13 protein-coding genes, 1 tRNA gene and 1 pseudogene are annotated in these 16,525 nt (G+C 64.0%); 9 read left to right on the forward strand and 6 right to left on the reverse strand.

Translation table 11 applies throughout. The annotated features are described in order from the left end of the window. Positions 1-219: 219 nt before the first annotated feature. Complete coding sequence (locus AB4Y63_RS16870; RefSeq protein WP_441792233.1) at positions 220-1,425, reverse strand: PucR family transcriptional regulator; 1,206 nt, start codon at positions 1,423-1,425, stop codon at positions 220-222. Positions 1,426-1,433: 8 nt separating this feature from the next. Continuing rightward, positions 1,434-4,160, reverse strand: coding sequence for a pyruvate dehydrogenase (acetyl-transferring), homodimeric type (aceE, locus tag AB4Y63_RS16875; RefSeq protein ID WP_441792234.1), 2,727 nt, complete (start codon positions 4,158-4,160; stop codon positions 1,434-1,436). A 237-nt stretch (positions 4,161-4,397) separates the two neighbouring features. Between aceE and AB4Y63_RS16880 the strand changes: the two genes are divergently transcribed. Then, on the forward strand, positions 4,398-4,865 hold the full coding sequence (locus AB4Y63_RS16880; RefSeq protein WP_441792235.1) for a peroxiredoxin: 468 nt from the start codon (positions 4,398-4,400) through the stop codon (positions 4,863-4,865). Positions 4,866-4,922: 57 nt separating this feature from the next. Here AB4Y63_RS16880 and AB4Y63_RS16885 read toward each other — a convergent pair whose 3' ends face one another. Next, the gene (locus AB4Y63_RS16885; protein ID WP_441792236.1) at positions 4,923-5,348 is read right to left on the reverse strand and encodes a DUF1003 domain-containing protein; all 426 of its coding nucleotides are present in this window, start codon (positions 5,346-5,348) and stop codon (positions 4,923-4,925) included. Positions 5,349-5,488: 140 nt separating this feature from the next. On the opposite strand from AB4Y63_RS16885, the gene AB4Y63_RS16890 reads away from it, so the two are divergent. The 3 genes from AB4Y63_RS16890 to AB4Y63_RS16900 all read left to right on the forward strand — a co-directional run bounded on the left by AB4Y63_RS16890 (position 5,489) and on the right by AB4Y63_RS16900 (position 6,824). Further along, a tRNA-Val gene (locus tag AB4Y63_RS16890) sits at positions 5,489-5,561 on the forward strand. 82 nt (positions 5,562-5,643) lie between these two features. Next, a complete protein-coding gene (locus AB4Y63_RS16895) occupies positions 5,644-6,078 on the forward strand; it encodes a hypothetical protein (protein WP_441792237.1) in 435 nt (144 codons plus the stop codon). Between the two features lie 140 nt (positions 6,079-6,218). After that, positions 6,219-6,824, forward strand: a complete 606-nt coding sequence (locus tag AB4Y63_RS16900; protein ID WP_441792238.1) for an HdeD family acid-resistance protein — start codon at positions 6,219-6,221, stop codon at positions 6,822-6,824. A gap of 114 nt (positions 6,825-6,938) precedes the next feature. On the opposite strand, the gene AB4Y63_RS16905 is transcribed toward AB4Y63_RS16900, so the two are convergent. Continuing rightward, a complete protein-coding gene (locus tag AB4Y63_RS16905) occupies positions 6,939-7,478 on the reverse strand; it encodes a DUF4352 domain-containing protein (RefSeq protein WP_441792239.1) in 540 nt (179 codons plus the stop codon). Between the two features lie 228 nt (positions 7,479-7,706). Between AB4Y63_RS16905 and AB4Y63_RS16910 the strand changes: the two genes are divergently transcribed. After that, complete coding sequence (locus tag AB4Y63_RS16910) at positions 7,707-8,990, forward strand: histidine kinase (protein WP_441792240.1); 1,284 nt, start codon at positions 7,707-7,709, stop codon at positions 8,988-8,990. Between the two features lie 9 nt (positions 8,991-8,999). Continuing rightward, on the forward strand, positions 9,000-9,677 hold the full coding sequence (locus AB4Y63_RS16915) for a response regulator (RefSeq protein ID WP_441792241.1): 678 nt from the start codon (positions 9,000-9,002) through the stop codon (positions 9,675-9,677). Positions 9,678-9,695: 18 nt separating this feature from the next. Here AB4Y63_RS16915 and AB4Y63_RS16920 read toward each other — a convergent pair whose 3' ends face one another. Further along, positions 9,696-10,505, reverse strand: a complete 810-nt coding sequence (locus tag AB4Y63_RS16920) for a CPBP family glutamic-type intramembrane protease (RefSeq protein WP_441792242.1) — start codon at positions 10,503-10,505, stop codon at positions 9,696-9,698. 120 nt (positions 10,506-10,625) lie between these two features. Here AB4Y63_RS16920 and AB4Y63_RS16925 point away from each other — a divergent pair. From AB4Y63_RS16925 to AB4Y63_RS16935, 3 genes and pseudogenes are all read left to right on the forward strand, one after another. Beyond that, positions 10,626-11,594 (forward strand): annotated as a pseudogene (locus AB4Y63_RS16925) (IS1595 family transposase). Positions 11,595-11,750: 156 nt separating this feature from the next. Beyond that, on the forward strand, positions 11,751-12,170 hold the full coding sequence (locus tag AB4Y63_RS16930) for a hypothetical protein (RefSeq protein ID WP_441792243.1): 420 nt from the start codon (positions 11,751-11,753) through the stop codon (positions 12,168-12,170). Positions 12,171-12,416: 246 nt separating this feature from the next. Next, entirely contained in the window at positions 12,417-14,069 is a 1,653-nt protein-coding gene (locus AB4Y63_RS16935) for an AbgT family transporter (protein ID WP_441792244.1), read from the forward strand. On the opposite strand, the gene AB4Y63_RS16940 is transcribed toward AB4Y63_RS16935, so the two are convergent. Then, on the reverse strand, positions 14,066-16,456 hold the full coding sequence (locus AB4Y63_RS16940; protein WP_441792245.1) for a glycoside hydrolase family 3 C-terminal domain-containing protein: 2,391 nt from the start codon (positions 16,454-16,456) through the stop codon (positions 14,066-14,068). The two genes, AB4Y63_RS16935 and AB4Y63_RS16940, sit on opposite strands and share 4 nt — an antisense overlap. Positions 16,457-16,525 lie beyond the last annotated feature (69 nt).

Below are 16,525 nucleotides of genomic sequence, written 5' to 3' on the forward strand. Positions count from 1 at the left end.
ACACTCCACCAAGAATTGGCGGATCCCTTGTTGGATCTGTCAGAAGCCCGGTGATCGAGTGCCCCCGCTGCTCACACCTGTCGAGACCAACTTCGCCGAGCTTGACACTTCCGGTCGACTTTCCCTGGTGTGCCGGGGTACCTCGACCGCAAGTGTCAAAGTCGGCGGGTGTCGGCGGGCAAGAGAGCCCGCGCGGCGGAACAGGCAACGTCAAGCGAGCTAGCGCCGCCGCGTCGACCCGTCGTGATCGCTGATCGAGCCGAGAATCAATGCCGACTGCAGGATCAGCGCCTCCCGGGCGCCGGTCGCGTCGTAGCCGATCACCTCGGAGACCCGCTTCAGGCGGTAGCGCACCGTGTTCGGGTGCACGAAAAGCTCCCGCGCTGTCGCCTCAAGTGAACGACCGTTGTCGAGGTAGCACCACAGTGTCGTCAGAAGTTCGGTGGAGTGAGCCTGTAGCGGTCGATAGATGCGGTGAATCAAGGTGGCGCGAGCGAGCGGGTCGCCCGCCAGAGCGCGCTCCGGCAGCAAGTCGTCGGCCTGCACCGGCCGTGGAGCGTTGCGCCAGGAACGGGCGACGGCGAAACCGGCAAGGGCCGCCTTGGCGCTCTTCGACGCATCGACGAGGTTCGGAACCTCGTGGCCGAGCACGAGATGCCCCGGCCCGAAGTTGGGCTCGAGTGCCATCGCGATTTCCATGAAGGTCAGCGTGGCTGCGGTGCCGATCGCGTCGTCGCTGTCGACCGGGGTCGGGTGCGCGCGGCCGATCACCAGAACCAGCCGGTTGCCCTGCACGCCGATCAGAACGTCGGCGGACATGTGGCGGGCGGCGCGACGCAACTGGTCGACGTCCAGCATTTTGGGGGTGGTGCCGACGAGCACACACGCTTCGCCGTGACCGTGCCAGCCCAGAGCAGCGATGCGGCTCGGCAGCTCATCGTCATATTCCCCGGAGAGAATGGAGTCGACGACGAGGGCTTCAAGGCGGGCGTCCCAGAGGCCGCGGGCCTCGGCGGCGCGAGCGTAGACATCCGCTGAGGCGAATGCAATCTCCCGGGAGTAGAGCAGGATCGCTTCACGGAGAAGCTCGCCGCCCTCCTTCACCCGTTCTTCGACGACCTCGACGGTCACACGAATGAGTTGAAGAGTCTGCTGCAGGCTGATCGACCGCAGCAGTTCACGTGGGGCGGCGCCGAAGACGTCGGCAGCAATCCAGGGTGTCGACTTGGGGTCGTCGAACCAGGAGATAAACGAGGTGATCCCCGCTTGCGCGACAAGGCCGACGGCGGACCGCCGCCCTGGTGGCATTTCGCCATACCAGGGCAGCGTGTCCTCGAGTCGCTTGAGTGTCGCTGTCGACAGCTCGCCTGAAATCGTTCGAAGCCAGGCGAGCGTCTGCTCTTTCGTCTTGGGCGCCGGTGCCACGGTATGAGTTAGCTCTCGCCCCCGGCAGAGCCGGTGGTTCCAGCGTTCACGTCGTGCAGCTGGTACTTCTCGATTGCTGCGGCGACCACGCTGCGGTCGATCTTGCCCTGACGGGCGAGCAACTGGAGGGTGCGCACGACCATCGACGGGCTGTCGATCTTGAAGTAGCGACGTGCTGCGGCGCGGGTGTCGGAGAAACCGAAGTCGTCGGCACCCAGCGTTGCGAAGTCGCCGGGAACGAACTGGCGAATCTGGTCGGGTACCGCGTGCATGTGGTCGGAAACCGCAACGAACGGGCCTTCGGCTCCGGCGAGCTTCTCGGTGACGTAGGCGGTACGCTCGGCAGCTTCGGGGTAGAGGAAGTTGTGCTCCTCGGCCGCGAGGCCGTCGCGACGCAGCTCGGTCCACGAGGTGACAGACCAGACATCGGCCGATACACCCCAGTCGTTGGCGAGAAGCTGCTGGGCTTCGAGCGCCCACGGCACCGAAACACCGGATGCCATCAGCTGCGCCTTCGGACCGGCGACGGTCGACTGGTTCAAGCGGTAGATCCCGCGCAGAATGCCGTCGACATCCACGTTCTCGGGCTCGACCGGCTGCACAAGGGGCTCGTTGTAGAGCGTGATGTAGTACATCACGTTCGGGTCGGAGTGCGTGCCGCCGTACATGCGGTCGAGGCCGGCGCGCATGATGTGGCCGATCTCGTAACCGTAGGCCGGGTCGTAGGAGACCATGGCCGGGTTCGTCGAAGCGAGCAGGTGCGAGTGGCCGTCGGCGTGCTGCAGGCCTTCACCGGTGAGGGTGGTGCGACCGGCGGTGGCGCCCATGATGAAACCGCGAGCCATCTGGTCGCCGGCAGCCCACATGGCGTCGCCCGTGCGCTGGAAACCGAACATGGAGTAGAACACGTATATCGGAATGAGAACTTCACCCTGGGTGGAGTACGAGGTTCCGACATTCGTGAACGCAGCCATGGCGCCGGCTTCGTTGATGCCGACGTGCAGGATCTGGCCCTGCGGGCTCTCCTTGTACGACAGCAGCAGTTCGCGGTCGACCGAGGTGTAGTGCTGGCCGTTCGGGTTGTAGATCTTGGCGTTCGGGAAGAACGCGTCGATGCCGAACGTGCGGGCCTCGTCGGGGATGATCGGCACGATGCGGTTGCCGAACTCCTTCGACCGCAACAGGTCTTTCAACAGACGAACGAACGCCATGGTGGTGGCGATCTCCTGTGTGCCGGAGCCCTTCTTGGCGATCGCGTAGGTCGAGTCGTCCGGCAGGTTCACCTGGGTGTACTTGGTGCGGCGTTCCGGCAGGTATCCGCCGAGTGCGCGGCGGCGCTCGTGCATATACTCGATCGCCGGGTCTGACGCGCCGGGGTTGTAGTACGGCGGCAGGTACGGGTTCTCTTCAAGCTGCGCATCGGTGATCGGCACATGCATGCTGTCACGGAACGTCTTGAGGTTCTCCAGCGTCATCTTCTTCATCTGGTGGGTCGCGTTGCGGCCCTCGAAGCTCGGTCCGAGCCCGTAGCCCTTGACGGTCTTCGCCAGAATGACGGTCGGCTGGCCCTTGTGCTCTGACGCAGCCTTGAATGCGGCGTAGACCTTGCGGAAGTCGTGGCCACCGCGCTTGAGGTTCCAGATCTGGTCGTCGGTGTAGCCCTCGACGAGCTTGAGCGCGCGCGGGTCGCGACCGAAGAAGTTCTCGCGGATGTACGCGCCGCTCTCAGCCTTGTAAGTCTGGTAGTCGCCATCCGGGGTGACGTTCATCAGGTTGAGCAGGGCGCCATCGGTGTCGCGGGAGAGCAGGTCGTCCCACTCGCGGCCCCAAACGACCTTGATGACGTTCCAGCCGGCACCGCGGAAGAAGCTCTCGAGCTCCTGAACGATCTTGCCGTTACCGCGCACCGGGCCGTCGAGGCGCTGCAGGTTGCAGTTGATGATGAAATTGAGGTTGTCGAGACCTTCGTTGGCGGCAACCTGAAGCTGACCGCGGCTTTCGACCTCGTCCATCTCGCCGTCGCCGAGGAAGGCCCAGACCTGCTGGTCGCTCGCATCCTTGATGCCACGGTTGGTCAGGTACTTGTTGGCCTGTGCCTGGTAGATCGCGTTGATCGGTCCGAGACCCATCGACACGGTCGGGAACTGCCAGAACTCGGGCATCAGACGCGGGTGCGGGTAGGAGGACAGTCCTCCGCCGACGTGTGACTTCTCCTGGCGGAAACCGTCGAGCTGGTTGGCGCTCAAGCGTCCTTCGAGGAAGGCGCGGGCGTACGTGCCGGGGGAGGCGTGACCCTGGATGAAGACCTGGTCGCCGCCGCCGGGGTGGTTCTGGCCACGGAAGAAGTGGTTGAAACCAACTTCGTAGAGCGCGGCAGACGATGCGTACGTGGCGATGTGGCCACCGACGGCAATACCGGGGCGCTGGGCGCGGTGCACGAGCATCGCTGCGTTCCAACGAATCCAGGCGCGGTAGCGGCGTTCAACGTCTTCGTCGCCGGGGAACGCTGGTTCGTTCTCTGCGGCGATCGTGTTGATGTAGTCGGTGGTCGGCACCATGGGCACGCCCAGGTGAAGTTCTTTGGACCGCTTGAGCAGGCTGAGCATGATCTCTCGACCTCGCTCATGGCCATGTTCGGCGACAAGCGCATCCAGCGATTCCGACCATTCGGCCGTTTCTTCTGGATCTGCGTCGGTGTTGTCCATCGAGTACGGGTCCTGGTCGTTGACAGTCACACTCGACCTCTCTGTGTTGGGCAGGTCGTGCCTGGGTTTCGTGCCGCATATCTGGGTGGGTCGGATCACGACCATCGGCACCACCCGCCAGCCTACTGATTCTTGCTGAACTCCGCGTACGCGCCGCAGCATCCTCGGTGCTCCCAGCGACCGTTCTTGGTTCCCGCAGCCGCCCGGACTAGGCTGTGCAGCTTGGCTTGCCACGGGTTCACCGTGGCGCGGAAAGGACGTTGCGCCATGGCACTGGAGAACGACACCCAGGCACCCGATTTTGTACTTACCAACCAGTTCGGACAGTCAGTCCAGCTCAGTCAGTTCCGGGGTGAGAAGTCAGTCGCGCTGGTCTTTTTCCCGCTGGCATTCTCGGGAATCTGCAGCAATGAGCTGTGCGAGCTGCGTGACAATCTGTCGCTCTTCGCCGACAGCGGCGTCGAATTGATCGGCATTTCCGTTGACTCCCGGCACACCCTTCGTGCGTGGGGCGAGCAGGAAGGCTACGAGTTCAGCCTGCTCGCCGACTTCTGGCCGCACGGCGGCGTGGCGAAGGAATACGGAGTGTTCCTTGATGCAAAGGGATTCGCGAATCGCGCGACCTTCCTGATCGACCAGAGCGGCATCATCCGTGCCAGTTTCATCACGGCCCCCGGTGAAGCACGTTCACTGGCCGCCTACCGGGCTGCGCTCGACGAGCTGCAGCCGGCTTAGCCGTTGTTCCCATAGAGGTGGTCTGCAGCGTCCCGGCGGTGGGGCCGGCAGCCCCGGCTACGCCTCCGACCCGACACGCTCGGCCGCGAGCAAGCGGTGCAACTCGGTGATCATCTCAGTCTGACCATGAGCGATGGTCATCAACTTGTCGATTGAGGCTTTGGCCGCGAGGTTCGTGTCATAGTCGTGCTGAGCCAAAGCTGCAGAGATGCCGTCTTGCCTTTTCGCGGCGATGAGCAGAATTGCGCCCTGCAGACCCGCCAGCATGCTGAGAAACAGGTTCAGCAGAATGAATGGGTAGGGGTCCCATTTGCTGTCATTCGGGAGCGCAATATTGATCGCGGCCCAGATGAGCATGATGCCGATGAATCCGCCGACGAACGGCCAGCTGCCCATACCGTTGCGCATGATGTCGGCCGCACGAGCCCCACGACTCAGCGATTGGTTGTGTTTGGCGTGCCAGGTGAGTCCGTTGGAGGTCATGCGTCATCGTAGAACACCGCGGCGAACGTGCTGGAGAACACCCTGCGACGCGCGCGAGTTGCGAGCTCGATTCTGATCGGGCCCGGCGGATTGGCTAGGATGTAAGCAACCTGATTCGCCACGTGAGTGGCTGGTTGTCAGGGCCTTTAGCTCAGCTGGTAGAGCGCCACGTTTACACCGTGGATGTCATCGGTTCGATCCCGGTAGGGCCCACAGCAGGAAGAAAGAAAGGTCAGAGGCGGTGTTTCCGCCTCTGACCTTTTCTGTTTCCGGAGGCGGGAGTAGCCTCACCGCCATGACAAGTCGGGCCATCACCTCGTTTCTGGCCGCAGGAGCACTCCTGACGGCACTGATCACCTCCGGATGCACGTCGAGCGCCCCGCCCACGGCGTCACCGGTGGCTTCGCCGGCGGTGTGTGGCGCGGTCGAATCGCTCAAGGAGTCGGTCTCTGACGTAAAGAACGTCGAGCTCGACCAGGGCGCGCTGGCGGAGCTGCAGACCAAGCTCACCCAAGTGCAGACCGACCTGAGCCAGGTCAAGGCCGACGCCAAAGATCAGTACGCCACCGAGATCGACGCCGTCGAGCAGGCTTCCGCATCGGTCGGCTCAAGCATTGACGCGGCCACGACCTCGCCGACGGTCGAGTCTCTGACCGCCGTCGGCACGGCGGTCAAGACACTGGGCACCTCGTTGACAACGCTGACGGATGCGGTGAAGAGCACCTGCTGAGCGGGCCGAAGCCGCGATTCCCGCAGAAACGTACGCGAGATGCCGGGATCGACGACACGCCCTCGCAATATCGTGGCAGGTGAGCGATGCTGGGAATAGCCTGAGCACAATTGCTCACCCGTTGCTGCAGGAGGTTTCAGATGTCCACTCAATCCGGTTCGGCTCTCGGCGGGTACTCGTTCACTTCAGGCGACCTCACCAAGTCCGCTGTCAACGGCATCCGCATCGCCCTGGGCGTTGGCGGAGTTGTCACTCTCCTCATCGGCCTCTTGATCACGTTCCAGCCGCAGGCCGCTGCAGCGACGATCGCCATCCTGCTGGGGATCTACTTCATCGTCGCGGGCCTGGTATACGTCGGCATCGGCATCTTCGCCCGAGGCATCTCAGGTGGGGCCAGGGCGCTCGACATCATCCTCGGCGTCCTCTTCCTGATCGGTGCCGGCCTCGCATTCGGGAACCTGTCGGGCACGGTGGAGTTCCTCGCCGTCTTCCTGGGAATCGCGATCGGCATCTTGTGGATCATCGAAGGTGTCGCGACACTCGTGCAGCTCGGCGATGCACCGTCGAAGACCTGGGCGGTCATCCTCGCGATCGTCAGCATCATCGCCGGTATCGCACTGTTGTTCGCACCGCTGTGGGGCGCGCAGCTGCTCTTCCTCTTGACCGGGATCGCGCTGATCGTGATCGGTGTCGTGCAGATCATCCGTGCGTTCACGTTCGGACGCGGAATCACCACAACGGCCTAGGTCCCGCTCACCCGCAGGATTCCGCTGGGGCCAGGTCAGAATCAATTCTGACCTGGCCCTTCTGCGTTGCCCCCCCGGCATATCCGTGTCCCCTGGCCTTTCCTATGTCGGCAGCTAGCCGAGTGCGATCGCCGTTCCTCCAGACAGCAGATTGTCGCGCACGATCAACTTGACCGGCGTTGTGCCGGCGGGCAGATCGAACAACAGAGGGCCTTCGACTGCGTTGCCCGGGTTGATCGCTGCGACCCAGGTTTGCGCGTCTCCGCCGGCGTACATCGTCGCCAGGGTGTCCGCGTCGTACGTCTTGCCATCGGCGTCCTCGAGCGTGACGTAGTTGACGATGAAGGTTTCTGGAGAATCGCCGACATTCGCAATCTTGAGATCCAAGCGATAGAAGGAGCCCTGCGCTGTCTGAGACAGTGGGGACTCTCCGACGGTTGTCCCCACATCAGCGGCGGCAAGGGCGGTGAACTCGAACGCGCCGACCGTGACCGGAACGTTGAGCCCCGGGGTCTGCGGTGCTTCTGCCTCGGCCGAGCTGCCGGTCGAAGCGCCCGATGCCGAGCCTCCGGATGTGGACGTGGCGCCGCAGCCGGTGAGCGCGACGGTCAGGGCGAGTGCAGCGCCGGCAGCGGCAAGGGTGGAACGCCGCATGACGGAACGCTGGAGGGCTGAACGCTGGATGATGGAACGTGAATACAAGGATGCCTCCTGGTAGGTGCGGACTGCGGCCGATCGGCCACATCTAGAACAGCATCGGCACCCGGACGGCAACCACCTCGTTTGGGTCAGTTCGTTCCGACCGAAAGCACGGGATGTTGGTGTCTCTGTCCGCCCGAACGTCGGTAGTGGAGGAGTCGGGCGGCCCTCTACGATCGAGACATGACCGCCGCTCCGCCTCTCCCGTCCGGCGGCTGGGCGGCATCCACCGCACCAGCCCTGACCGTCGCACCGCGCTCGCGCACTCGGCGGGCGTGGGCGCTCACCGGGTCAATTGTGCTTGCCATCGTGTCGTCGCTGCTGGCGATCACTGCCGCGGGGACCCAGCTGCCCCAAGACGGCACATCTCCGTCGATCATGCAGATACTGGCCATGCTCGGGATCCTCCCGATGCTCGCCGTGTCGGTGTTCCTGATCTGGCGGCATCAATTCCCCGCGCTCTTCTACGTCGTCGCGACAGCTCTGACCTTTATTCTGCCGACGACCCCACTCCCTGCATTGCTGGCCCTCGCTGCATTGGCCGCTGTCCGTCGCGGCCGGATGCGCTGGGCGATGGTCGGAGCAACGTATGCTGCGACCGTCGTCTCACTCTCGTGGGATGTTGCGGCCCACGTGTCGTTCCTCGCCATCTTTGCCGGTTCACCGGATCAAGGAACTCCGGCCAGGGTGGCCTTGTTGTGGGTGGTGCCCATTCTTGCTGCACTCGCGGTTGCTCCGTTCGCCGCCTTCGGATTCTCCCGACAGCTCAAAGCGGAGCGGGACATCGCGCGGCTGGGCAATGCATCTGCCGCCCGCAACATTGCCGCGCTGCACCACGAGGTGTCGATGGAGCGCGAACGTCAGGAGATCGCCCGGGAGCTTCACGACACCCTAGCCGCTCGGCTGAGCTCGGTGTCCTTGCACGCCGGAGCACTGGAACTTCAGGTCGGAGAGTCTGACGCTCGGGTGACCGCCGCGGCCCGCGCGGTTCGGGAATCGGCGCAGCATTCATTGGACGACCTCCGCAGTGTCGTGCGGGTCATTCGCAACCCCGAACTCAACGCGGTGGCGAAAACCGGGCTGGTCGACATTGGTGCGCTCGTCGATGCAGCAGTGCGGGAGGGTACCGACATACGCACCCAGATGTTCGTCGGTGACCCCTCCTCGTGCGATCCGGACGTCGCCCACGCCTGCTACCGAATCGTGCAGGAAGCGATCTCGAACGTGCGGAGGCATGCCCCCGGCGTCGCCCTCTCAGTCGACCTCCGCGGCGGACCGGAGACCGGGGTGACCATCCGTGCCGTCAACTGGCTCGTACCTGGAGCGCATCCCACGTCGACCGGAGGCGGAAACGGGGTGAGGGGAATGGGAGAACGGGCCACCCTGGTGGGAGGCTCATTTGAGGCTGGGGTGACGCTGGAGGAAACCTATGCGGTCGTCGCCTGGCTACCGTGGCACCGTCGCTAGACTTGCGCGGTGACCACGCCGAACCAGGACAGCAGCCCCATTCGGATCCTCATCGTCGACGACGACCCGATGGCTACCGCCGGCGTCACTGCGCTCCTCGGCACGGCCGATGACCTTGCTGTTGTCGGCAGCTGCACCGACGGCGCCCAGGTGGCTGACGCCATCCACCGCCTGTCGCCTGATGTCCTCCTCTGTGACGTGCGCATGCCAGGGATGGACGGGGTCGCGGTCGTGCGTTCAGTCCAGGGGAAGATCGGTGCGCCGCGCGTGTTGATGATGACGGCGTTCGATGAGGACGGTCTTGTTCTCGACGCAGTGGCCGCGGGCGCGGCCGGCTTTCTCCTGAAAGACGAGGACCCGCGCCGGATCATTGCGGCGGTGCGACACGTCGCGGCGGGTGACGCCGAGTTTTCACCACGCGCCGCTCGCCAGCTGACTCAGTGGGTTCAGGATTCCCACAATGCCGACGGACGCCGAGACGCCATCGAGAAGCTCGGCCAGCTCACTGACCGGGAACACGAGTTTGCGCTTGCGCTCGTTACCGGCGCGAGTGACGCGGAGCTTGCCGCCCAATTCTTCGTGGCAGAAACCACAGTCAAGTCAACCCTCGCCGGTATCAAGACGAAGTGGGGCATCCGAAACCGCACCCAACTCGCCGTTGTGGTGGCACGATCCGGGCTAGCCTGACGCCTGTCTTCAGGCGAGCTACCCGCCGAACCAGTCCGGGTTGTGCGCCGCGACGATGACGACGAAAACGACCAGGTCGAACAGTAGGTGCACGGTCACCACATAGCTGAGTGAGCGGGTCATGCGAAAGATTGCGCCCTGCACGAGCGCGAACGGGATGGTGAGCAGCGGCCCCCAGCTCTGGTAGCCGAGTTCCCACAGAGATGAGACGAAGATCGTGGCCTGCAGCAGATTCGCGAGCCAGACCGGAAAGTGCCGGCAAAGCAGCGTGAAGACCGTGCAGATGAAGAACAGCTCGTCCCAGATGCCGACCGCATTCACCCCGACGAATAGCCGCACGATGGCATCAGGCTCGTGCACCGCCGGCCAGTTCTGGTAGGAACCGGAGCCGATGAAGTAGGCAGGCAACAGCACGATGGCGGCCACCACCACGGCGGCGATGTACCACCATTGCGCTCGCGTCCACGGCCAGGTTCCCCTCCACGGAAACCGGATGACCCTCTCACGGTAGACGTAACGCTGGATCAGGAACGGCACCAGAACGGCGGCGGACAGCACGACTCCGAAGAGCACCATGTTGGCGTAGTCGATGTTGGCTTCAAGCGAGATCGTGCTGATGATGCCGAGGCCACTGGCGATGAGCAGCAAGTCGCGAAACAGCGGCCGGTCGATGAACCAGGCGAGCAAGAGGCCGAGTACAAGCACCCCGTAGCCCGCCACGGGAACTTGCACGCCGAACAGCAAAACGGCGGAAGCGGAGATGAGCGCAGCCGGGAGCAGCCGCCAGGTGAGGGCCGTCGGGGTTGCAGTGACGTTGGAGTCGAGCACGAATCCAGTATCGGGCCTGCCCGCCTCAGAGCGCGGACAGAATGAAGCCCGGCGCGGTGGCGAGTAGAACGTTTCTACTGGGTATCTGCTTAGGTGAAGTAGCGGTGAGTTGTGACTGACATGAGCGTTTCGGGTCCGCGATCCGGTGTCGACTTTCCATCGACGTTTGGTGAGTTCCAGGAGCGTTTCTCTTCGCAGCGCGATTGTCTTAAGTACCTTGCTGGCCTTCGTTGGCCGGCGGGCTTCGTTTGTCCGGCCTGCGCCTCGACGCGGTTCTGGCGGACTGGAGATGCTCTGTTTATGTGTCGCGACTGCGGTCGACGCGCGTCGGTGACGGCTGGCACGATCTTCGACCGGACACGTGCGCCGTTGCCGACATGGTTTGCGGCGGCGTGGTTCATCACGTCTCAGAAGAATGGCGTCTCTGCGTTGGGGTTGCAGAGAGTGCTAGGTCTGAAATCGTATGAGACGGCGTGGGCGTGGATGCACAAGTTCCGGCGAGCGATGGTCGTTCCAGGGCGTGGAGTGCTTTCGGGGACGGTCGAGATCGACCAGAGCTATGTAGGTGGGATCTCTCGCGGCAAGGGAGGCCGGTCCAGCGACAAGATCGGGGTTATGGTTGCGGCCGAGATGGTCAGCGCGCGAAAGCTTGGACGGATCCGCTTGGAGCCAGCCCCGAACGAGCCACTCGCCCTGGTCGAGTTCACCAAGCGCACGGTAGCGCCAGGCTCGGTGGTCAAGACTGATGGTGCGCGCGAGCTCCGTCGTCTCGGTGGGCTGGGTTACGACCACATCTATTTCACCCAGCTCGGATCGACCGTGCCAGCTCACGTTGATCTGCCCGGCGTGCATATCGTTGCCTCGCTGCTGAAGCGCTGGCTGACTGGGACGTTGCACTAAGGCACCTCGAGCGATCATCTCGCCAACTACCTGGACGAGTTCACGTTCCGATTCAATAGGCGCACCTCGAAGAGCCGCGGACTGCTCTTCTACCGACTCCTCCAGCAATGCGTTGCCACGGGTCCACATCCGATCGAGACACTGGTAATCTCCTCAGACGGCGCAGGACGTGCCACCGTGGACCCATAACCATCCGGTGCGCATCTCGGAGAATTGCGGGTCCCCAGGTAGTGCTCGGGGCGGTGACTTCAGCGGTCGTCATAGGCGTTCTTGCTAAGCCAATAGCAAGGTGTTCTCAAATCGGCTCCTGCTCGACTGCCCTTGCAGGCTCGGTATCATGGGCGAATGATCGCTCTCACCGCATCAGCACGAGCGCTCAGAGTGTTCCAAGTCATGTGGGTGATCGGCTTTCTCGTTGGAACAACCACTCATACGGCGGATCTGATCATCGGCGGATTAGACGCCTACAGCGCCTTCCCGCTCGGCGTCCGGCTGTTCTGGGTGACACTAACGATCCTGGATCCGGCCACCGCTGCGCTGATCATCTTTCGACGGCGCTCCGGCATCGTGCTCGGCAGCACCGTGATCATCGCCGACATCGCAGTGAACTGGACCGTCTTCGCTACGGTCGGCGGACTCTCGTCCTTCGGGGTCATCTGTCAAAGCCTTTTTGCGGTGCTCATCTTCGTCACGGCTCGACCCCTTTGGATATGGTTCGGGCAATCTTCTACACGAGAACGCGGCAACGTGACCAGAGAGGCCTGACCGCCCACGATTGCGAGACGGTTGACCGGGGCCCGAGAGCTAGGTGAGCTGACTAACGCTGCCAGAGTCAGACAGCCATGGCGACAGGCGACATCGTCGAAAAGTTCCGAAAGCTGAGTTAGCCCAGGGTTACTTCACCTAAGCAGATATCCAGTACGTTTCTTCTTCCCATTAGGGTGAGATCGGCGGCCACTGGAGGCCGCATCAGCCCGGCTTCTGCCGAGGTGGCCGACAGGTGGGGGCATTGTGACGTCAGCAGCAGCGACTTCGACGACGAAGGGGTCAGGCACATTTCTCGACAAGATCGAGAGGTTGGGCAACAAGGTTCCGAACCCGACGATCATGTTCGTCTACCTGATTCTGCTCATCGCCATCATCTCCGCGATTCTCTCCTGGGTCGGAGTCAGCGTCACCGATGAGGTCGTCACCCCCGTGCCGACCGAACAACTTCAGCAGCTCAACGACGCGCTCGGTGGCACGTTGGTGCCCTTCGACACGAACACCGACGCGTTTGTGACGCTTCCCGACTACACCGTGAGCGAACAGACCTTCGCTGTGCGCAGCCTGTTCTCGAGCGACGGCATCCAGTTCTTCTTCTCCTCGTTTGTCGACAACTTTGCGGGCTTCGGCGTCGTCGCCGTGACTCTGGTCGCAATGGCCGGTGTCGGCGTGGCCGAACAGGCGGGCCTGATGGGCGCACTCATCCGCAAGGTCGTCAAGGTCGCCCCGCGCTGGTCGCTCGCCTTCATCCTCATCTTCGTCGGCGTGCTGTCGTCGGTCGCCTCCGATGCCGGATACCTCATCCTGATTCCACTGGCCGCCGCCGCGTTCCTCTCGGTCGGGCGTCATCCGCTGGCAGGCATGGCCGCCGCGTTCGCCGGCGTCGGCGCGATCTTCTCGGTCAACGTGCTCATCACGCCGGTCGACTCGATGCTCACCGAGATCACCAACGAGGCGCTCGGCAGCATCGGACTGCAGCCGCTCACTGTGACGGCCAACTTCTTCTTCAGCATCGCCTCGTCGATACTGATGGCGCTCATCGCCGTCGTCGTCACCGTGAAAATCGTCGAGCCGCGTCTGGGCGTCTACGAGATGGCCGAACCGGTGGATGTCACGACGGGCGAGCCCGTCGATGACGCCGGTGAAGCCCGTGGCCTGCGCCTGTCGATGTGGGGCCTGCTCGTCGTCGCTGCCATCGTGCTCGCGCTGAGCCTCCCGCCGGGAGCGCCGCTACGCGACAACGCCACCGGCGAGCTCATTGGCGCCACGCCATTCATGGCGAGCCTCATCTTCATCATCTCGCTCGGCTTCTTGGTGTGCGGCGTGTGCTACGGCATCGGGGCGAACACGCTGCGCGGCAGCAACGCCGTCGTCGGAGCGATCGCGAAGACTTTCGCCGGACTCGGCGGCCTGCTGATCATGTTCTTGATGATTTCGCAGTTCATCGCCCTCTTCAACTGGACCAATCTCCCCACCGTCGCTGCCGTCGAGGCGGCTCATGTGCTGGAGCAGGCGAACGTTCCCGCCGTCGTGCTCCTCGTCGCCTTCGTGCTCGTCATCTTCGTGCTCGACATGATCCTGCCCGGCGTTGTGCCGAAGTGGGCGATCTTCGCACCGATCTTCGTGCCGATCTTCGCGTCGCTCGATGTAGCCCCGCAGACACTGCTCGCGGCGTACCGCGTCGGCGACTCGCCGATGAATGTGCTGACTCCGCTGATGGTCTACCTGCCCTTTATCGTCACGATCGCGCAGCGCTACAAGAAGAATGCCGGAATCGGCACCATCATCGCGCTGATGGTGCCTTACACCGTCTGGATTCTGATCGGCTGGATCGTTCTCTTCGCCGCCTGGTTCCTGCTCGGTATCCCGTGGGGACCCGGCTCGCCCGTCAGTCTCTAGTGCTTGGCCGCTCGGCGAGCTCGCCGCGCGTGGGGCGATGCGACATTGAGCACGCTCACGATGCGGTCCATCGTGTCGAGGCTGAGACGCCCGCCGGAGTTCGCGGAGAGGGCACGGAGCGGCATCCCCCCGACGACGGCGTGAATCATCGCCTGAGTGTCCTCATCGCCTCCGGCGGGGAGCTGCTTGGTGATGACACCCAGCAGCACACCGTGGAGACGTCGACCGAGCCAGGTGCTCGGCAGGTCGGCGACGGGGGAGTTGAGGCTGAACGGCAAGAGCTCCTTCGCGATCGGAACCGAGCGGCCGAGAAGCCGTGCGAATTCGGCAGAAGTCGCCACCGCGGCCACGGGTCGCGCAACCGGGGTGACGGTCTCGCCAATGTCGAATCGGATGGTCGTCGTCGCGCGAATATCGCGTGAGGAGGAACCGACGCGGATCTCGTACTCGCCGGCTTCGGCAGCCCACTCTGAACTCCCCACATCGTAGATCGCGAAGGAACGGTGTCCGAGGGTCAGGCTCACGCTCCGGGTTTCGCCCGGCGCGAGGTGAACCTTGGCGAACGCCTTCAGCTCCTGCTCGGGGCGGTGCACCGAGGAGCCGGTGGCGTGCACGTAGAGCTGCACGACCTCGGAACCCGCACGGTCACCGGTGTTCGTGACCGAGACGGTGATGGTGCGGTCGACGCCCTCGCCGGACAGATCCAGGGCCCCGTATTCGAAGGTGGTGTAGCTGAGTCCGTGCCCGAACGGGAAGCGCGGAGCGATGCCGAACGTGTCATGGAAGCGGTAGCCGACGTAGAGGTTCTCGCGGTACTGCACCTGGGTCGGGGTCGTGGCCGGAAAGTTGGCTGCGGAGGGGAGATCGGCCGCCACGACCGGGAAGCTCTCAGCGGTGCGACCGCCCGGCTCGGCGTCACCGAAGAGCACATCCACGATGGCAGGTCCGGCTGCTTGGCCGCCCAGGTAAGCCTCAAGGATGGCAGCGGGCTCCTCAGCCCACGGCAGTTCGAGAGGCGAGCCATTGACAAGCACGACGACGGTGCGCGGGTTGGCCGCCGTCACGGCGCGCACCAGTTCGTTCATGGCGGGCGGGAAGGCGAGGTGTTCGCGGTCAACCCCTTCAGCCTCCTTGCCGGCCGGGATCGCGAGGATGATCACGGCGACGTCGGCCGCTTCCGCGGCGGCCTGCGCTGCTTTCGAATCCTCGGCGCTGACGGCTCCGGACTGGGCGTCATAGCCACGCACATAGGTGAACTCGGCGCTGTCGCCGAGTCGCGTGGGCAGCGCGTCGAGCACGGTCTCGACCGTGATGGCGTTGACGCTGGCGCTGCCGACGCCCTGGTAGCGAGGCGTTTTGGCGCCGGCGCCGATGAGTGCGATGGTGCCTTTCGCGCGTAACGGAAGAATGCCATCATTGCGCAGGAGCACTGTGCCGGCCGCGGCCGCGCGGCGGGCCAGAGCGTGGTGGGCGTCGAGGTCTGCTGTGACGGCGGCGCCGGCCGACTCGGAGGCGGCACGCAATGCCAGCGCGGCGACGCGGGTGGCCGCGGCATCCACTGCAGTCAGCGGCAGCGTGCCGTCCTCGAGAGCCTTCTTGACTCGCCCGGTCCAGAGCCCGCCGTTGCCCGGCATCTCCAGGTCGAGCCCGGCGCTGATGCCGGTCGAACGGTCGGAGACCGCGAACCAGTCACTCATGACCAAGCCGGTGAAGCCCCACTCCTCGCGCAAAATCTGTGCCAGCAGTCGGTGCGACTCGCCGGGGTATTCCCCGTTGACCAGGTTGTAGGAGGTCATGACTGTCCACGGCTCTGACTCTGTCACCGCAATCTCGAAACCGGTGAGGTAGATCTCTCGCAGCGTGCGCTCGTCGATGATCGAGTCCAGTCGCATCCGGAAGGTCTCCTGGTTGTTGCCGGCGAAGTGTTTGATGGAGGAGCCGACACCCTGCGACTGCACTCCGCGCACAGCGGCGGCGGCAATCTTCCCCGAGAGATACGGGTCTTCGGAGAAATACTCGAAGACGCGCCCGCCGCCGGGGTGGCGCTTGATGTTCAGACCAGGGCCGAGCAGCACGCCGACGCCTTTCGAGCGGGACTCACGACCGAGCGCGACCCCGACCTCCTCAACGAGTTCCACGTCCCATGTCGACGCGAGCACGGAGGGAGAGGGGAAACACGTGGCGGGCAGCATCTCACCACCGCCGACGTGGTCGCCGGCCGATGCCTGCTTGCCGACGCCGACTGGGCCGTTGGCGAGGAACGTCGACGGGATCGCGCCCACCGCCGCGGTCTCCCACATGTTCACCCCCGAGAGAAGCAGGAGTTTCTCATCCAGGGTGAGCTGGGAGACGAGTTCGGCGGCGCGGGCGTGGTGCGTTGTAGTCATTGGTCTTCCTTGATCAGAGTGCTGCAAAATCGGCGCACTCTATGTCTACTACGTCAAACCAGCACGATG

It is taken from the genome of Leifsonia sp. YAF41, from assembly GCF_052113185.1.
GTDB lineage: Bacteria > Actinomycetota > Actinomycetes > Actinomycetales > Microbacteriaceae > Cryobacterium.

Excerpts from the sequence above, each read along its gene's own strand:
- AB4Y63_RS16880 (WP_441792235.1), top strand. The coding sequence starts at position 4,398 with ATGGCACTGGAGAACGACACCCAGGCACCCGATTTTGTACTTACCAAC.
- AB4Y63_RS16885 (WP_441792236.1), bottom strand. The coding sequence starts at position 5,348 with ATGACCTCCAACGGACTCACCTGGCACGCCAAACACAACCAATCGCTG.
- AB4Y63_RS16895 (WP_441792237.1), top strand. The coding sequence starts at position 5,644 with ATGACAAGTCGGGCCATCACCTCGTTTCTGGCCGCAGGAGCACTCCTG.
- AB4Y63_RS16900 (WP_441792238.1), top strand. The coding sequence starts at position 6,219 with ATGTCCACTCAATCCGGTTCGGCTCTCGGCGGGTACTCGTTCACTTCA.
- AB4Y63_RS16905 (WP_441792239.1), bottom strand. The coding sequence starts at position 7,478 with ATGCGGCGTTCCACCCTTGCCGCTGCCGGCGCTGCACTCGCCCTGACC.
- AB4Y63_RS16910 (WP_441792240.1), top strand. The coding sequence starts at position 7,707 with ATGACCGCCGCTCCGCCTCTCCCGTCCGGCGGCTGGGCGGCATCCACC.
- AB4Y63_RS16930 (WP_441792243.1), top strand. The coding sequence starts at position 11,751 with ATGATCGCTCTCACCGCATCAGCACGAGCGCTCAGAGTGTTCCAAGTC.
- AB4Y63_RS16940 (WP_441792245.1), bottom strand. The coding sequence starts at position 16,456 with ATGACTACAACGCACCACGCCCGCGCCGCCGAACTCGTCTCCCAGCTC.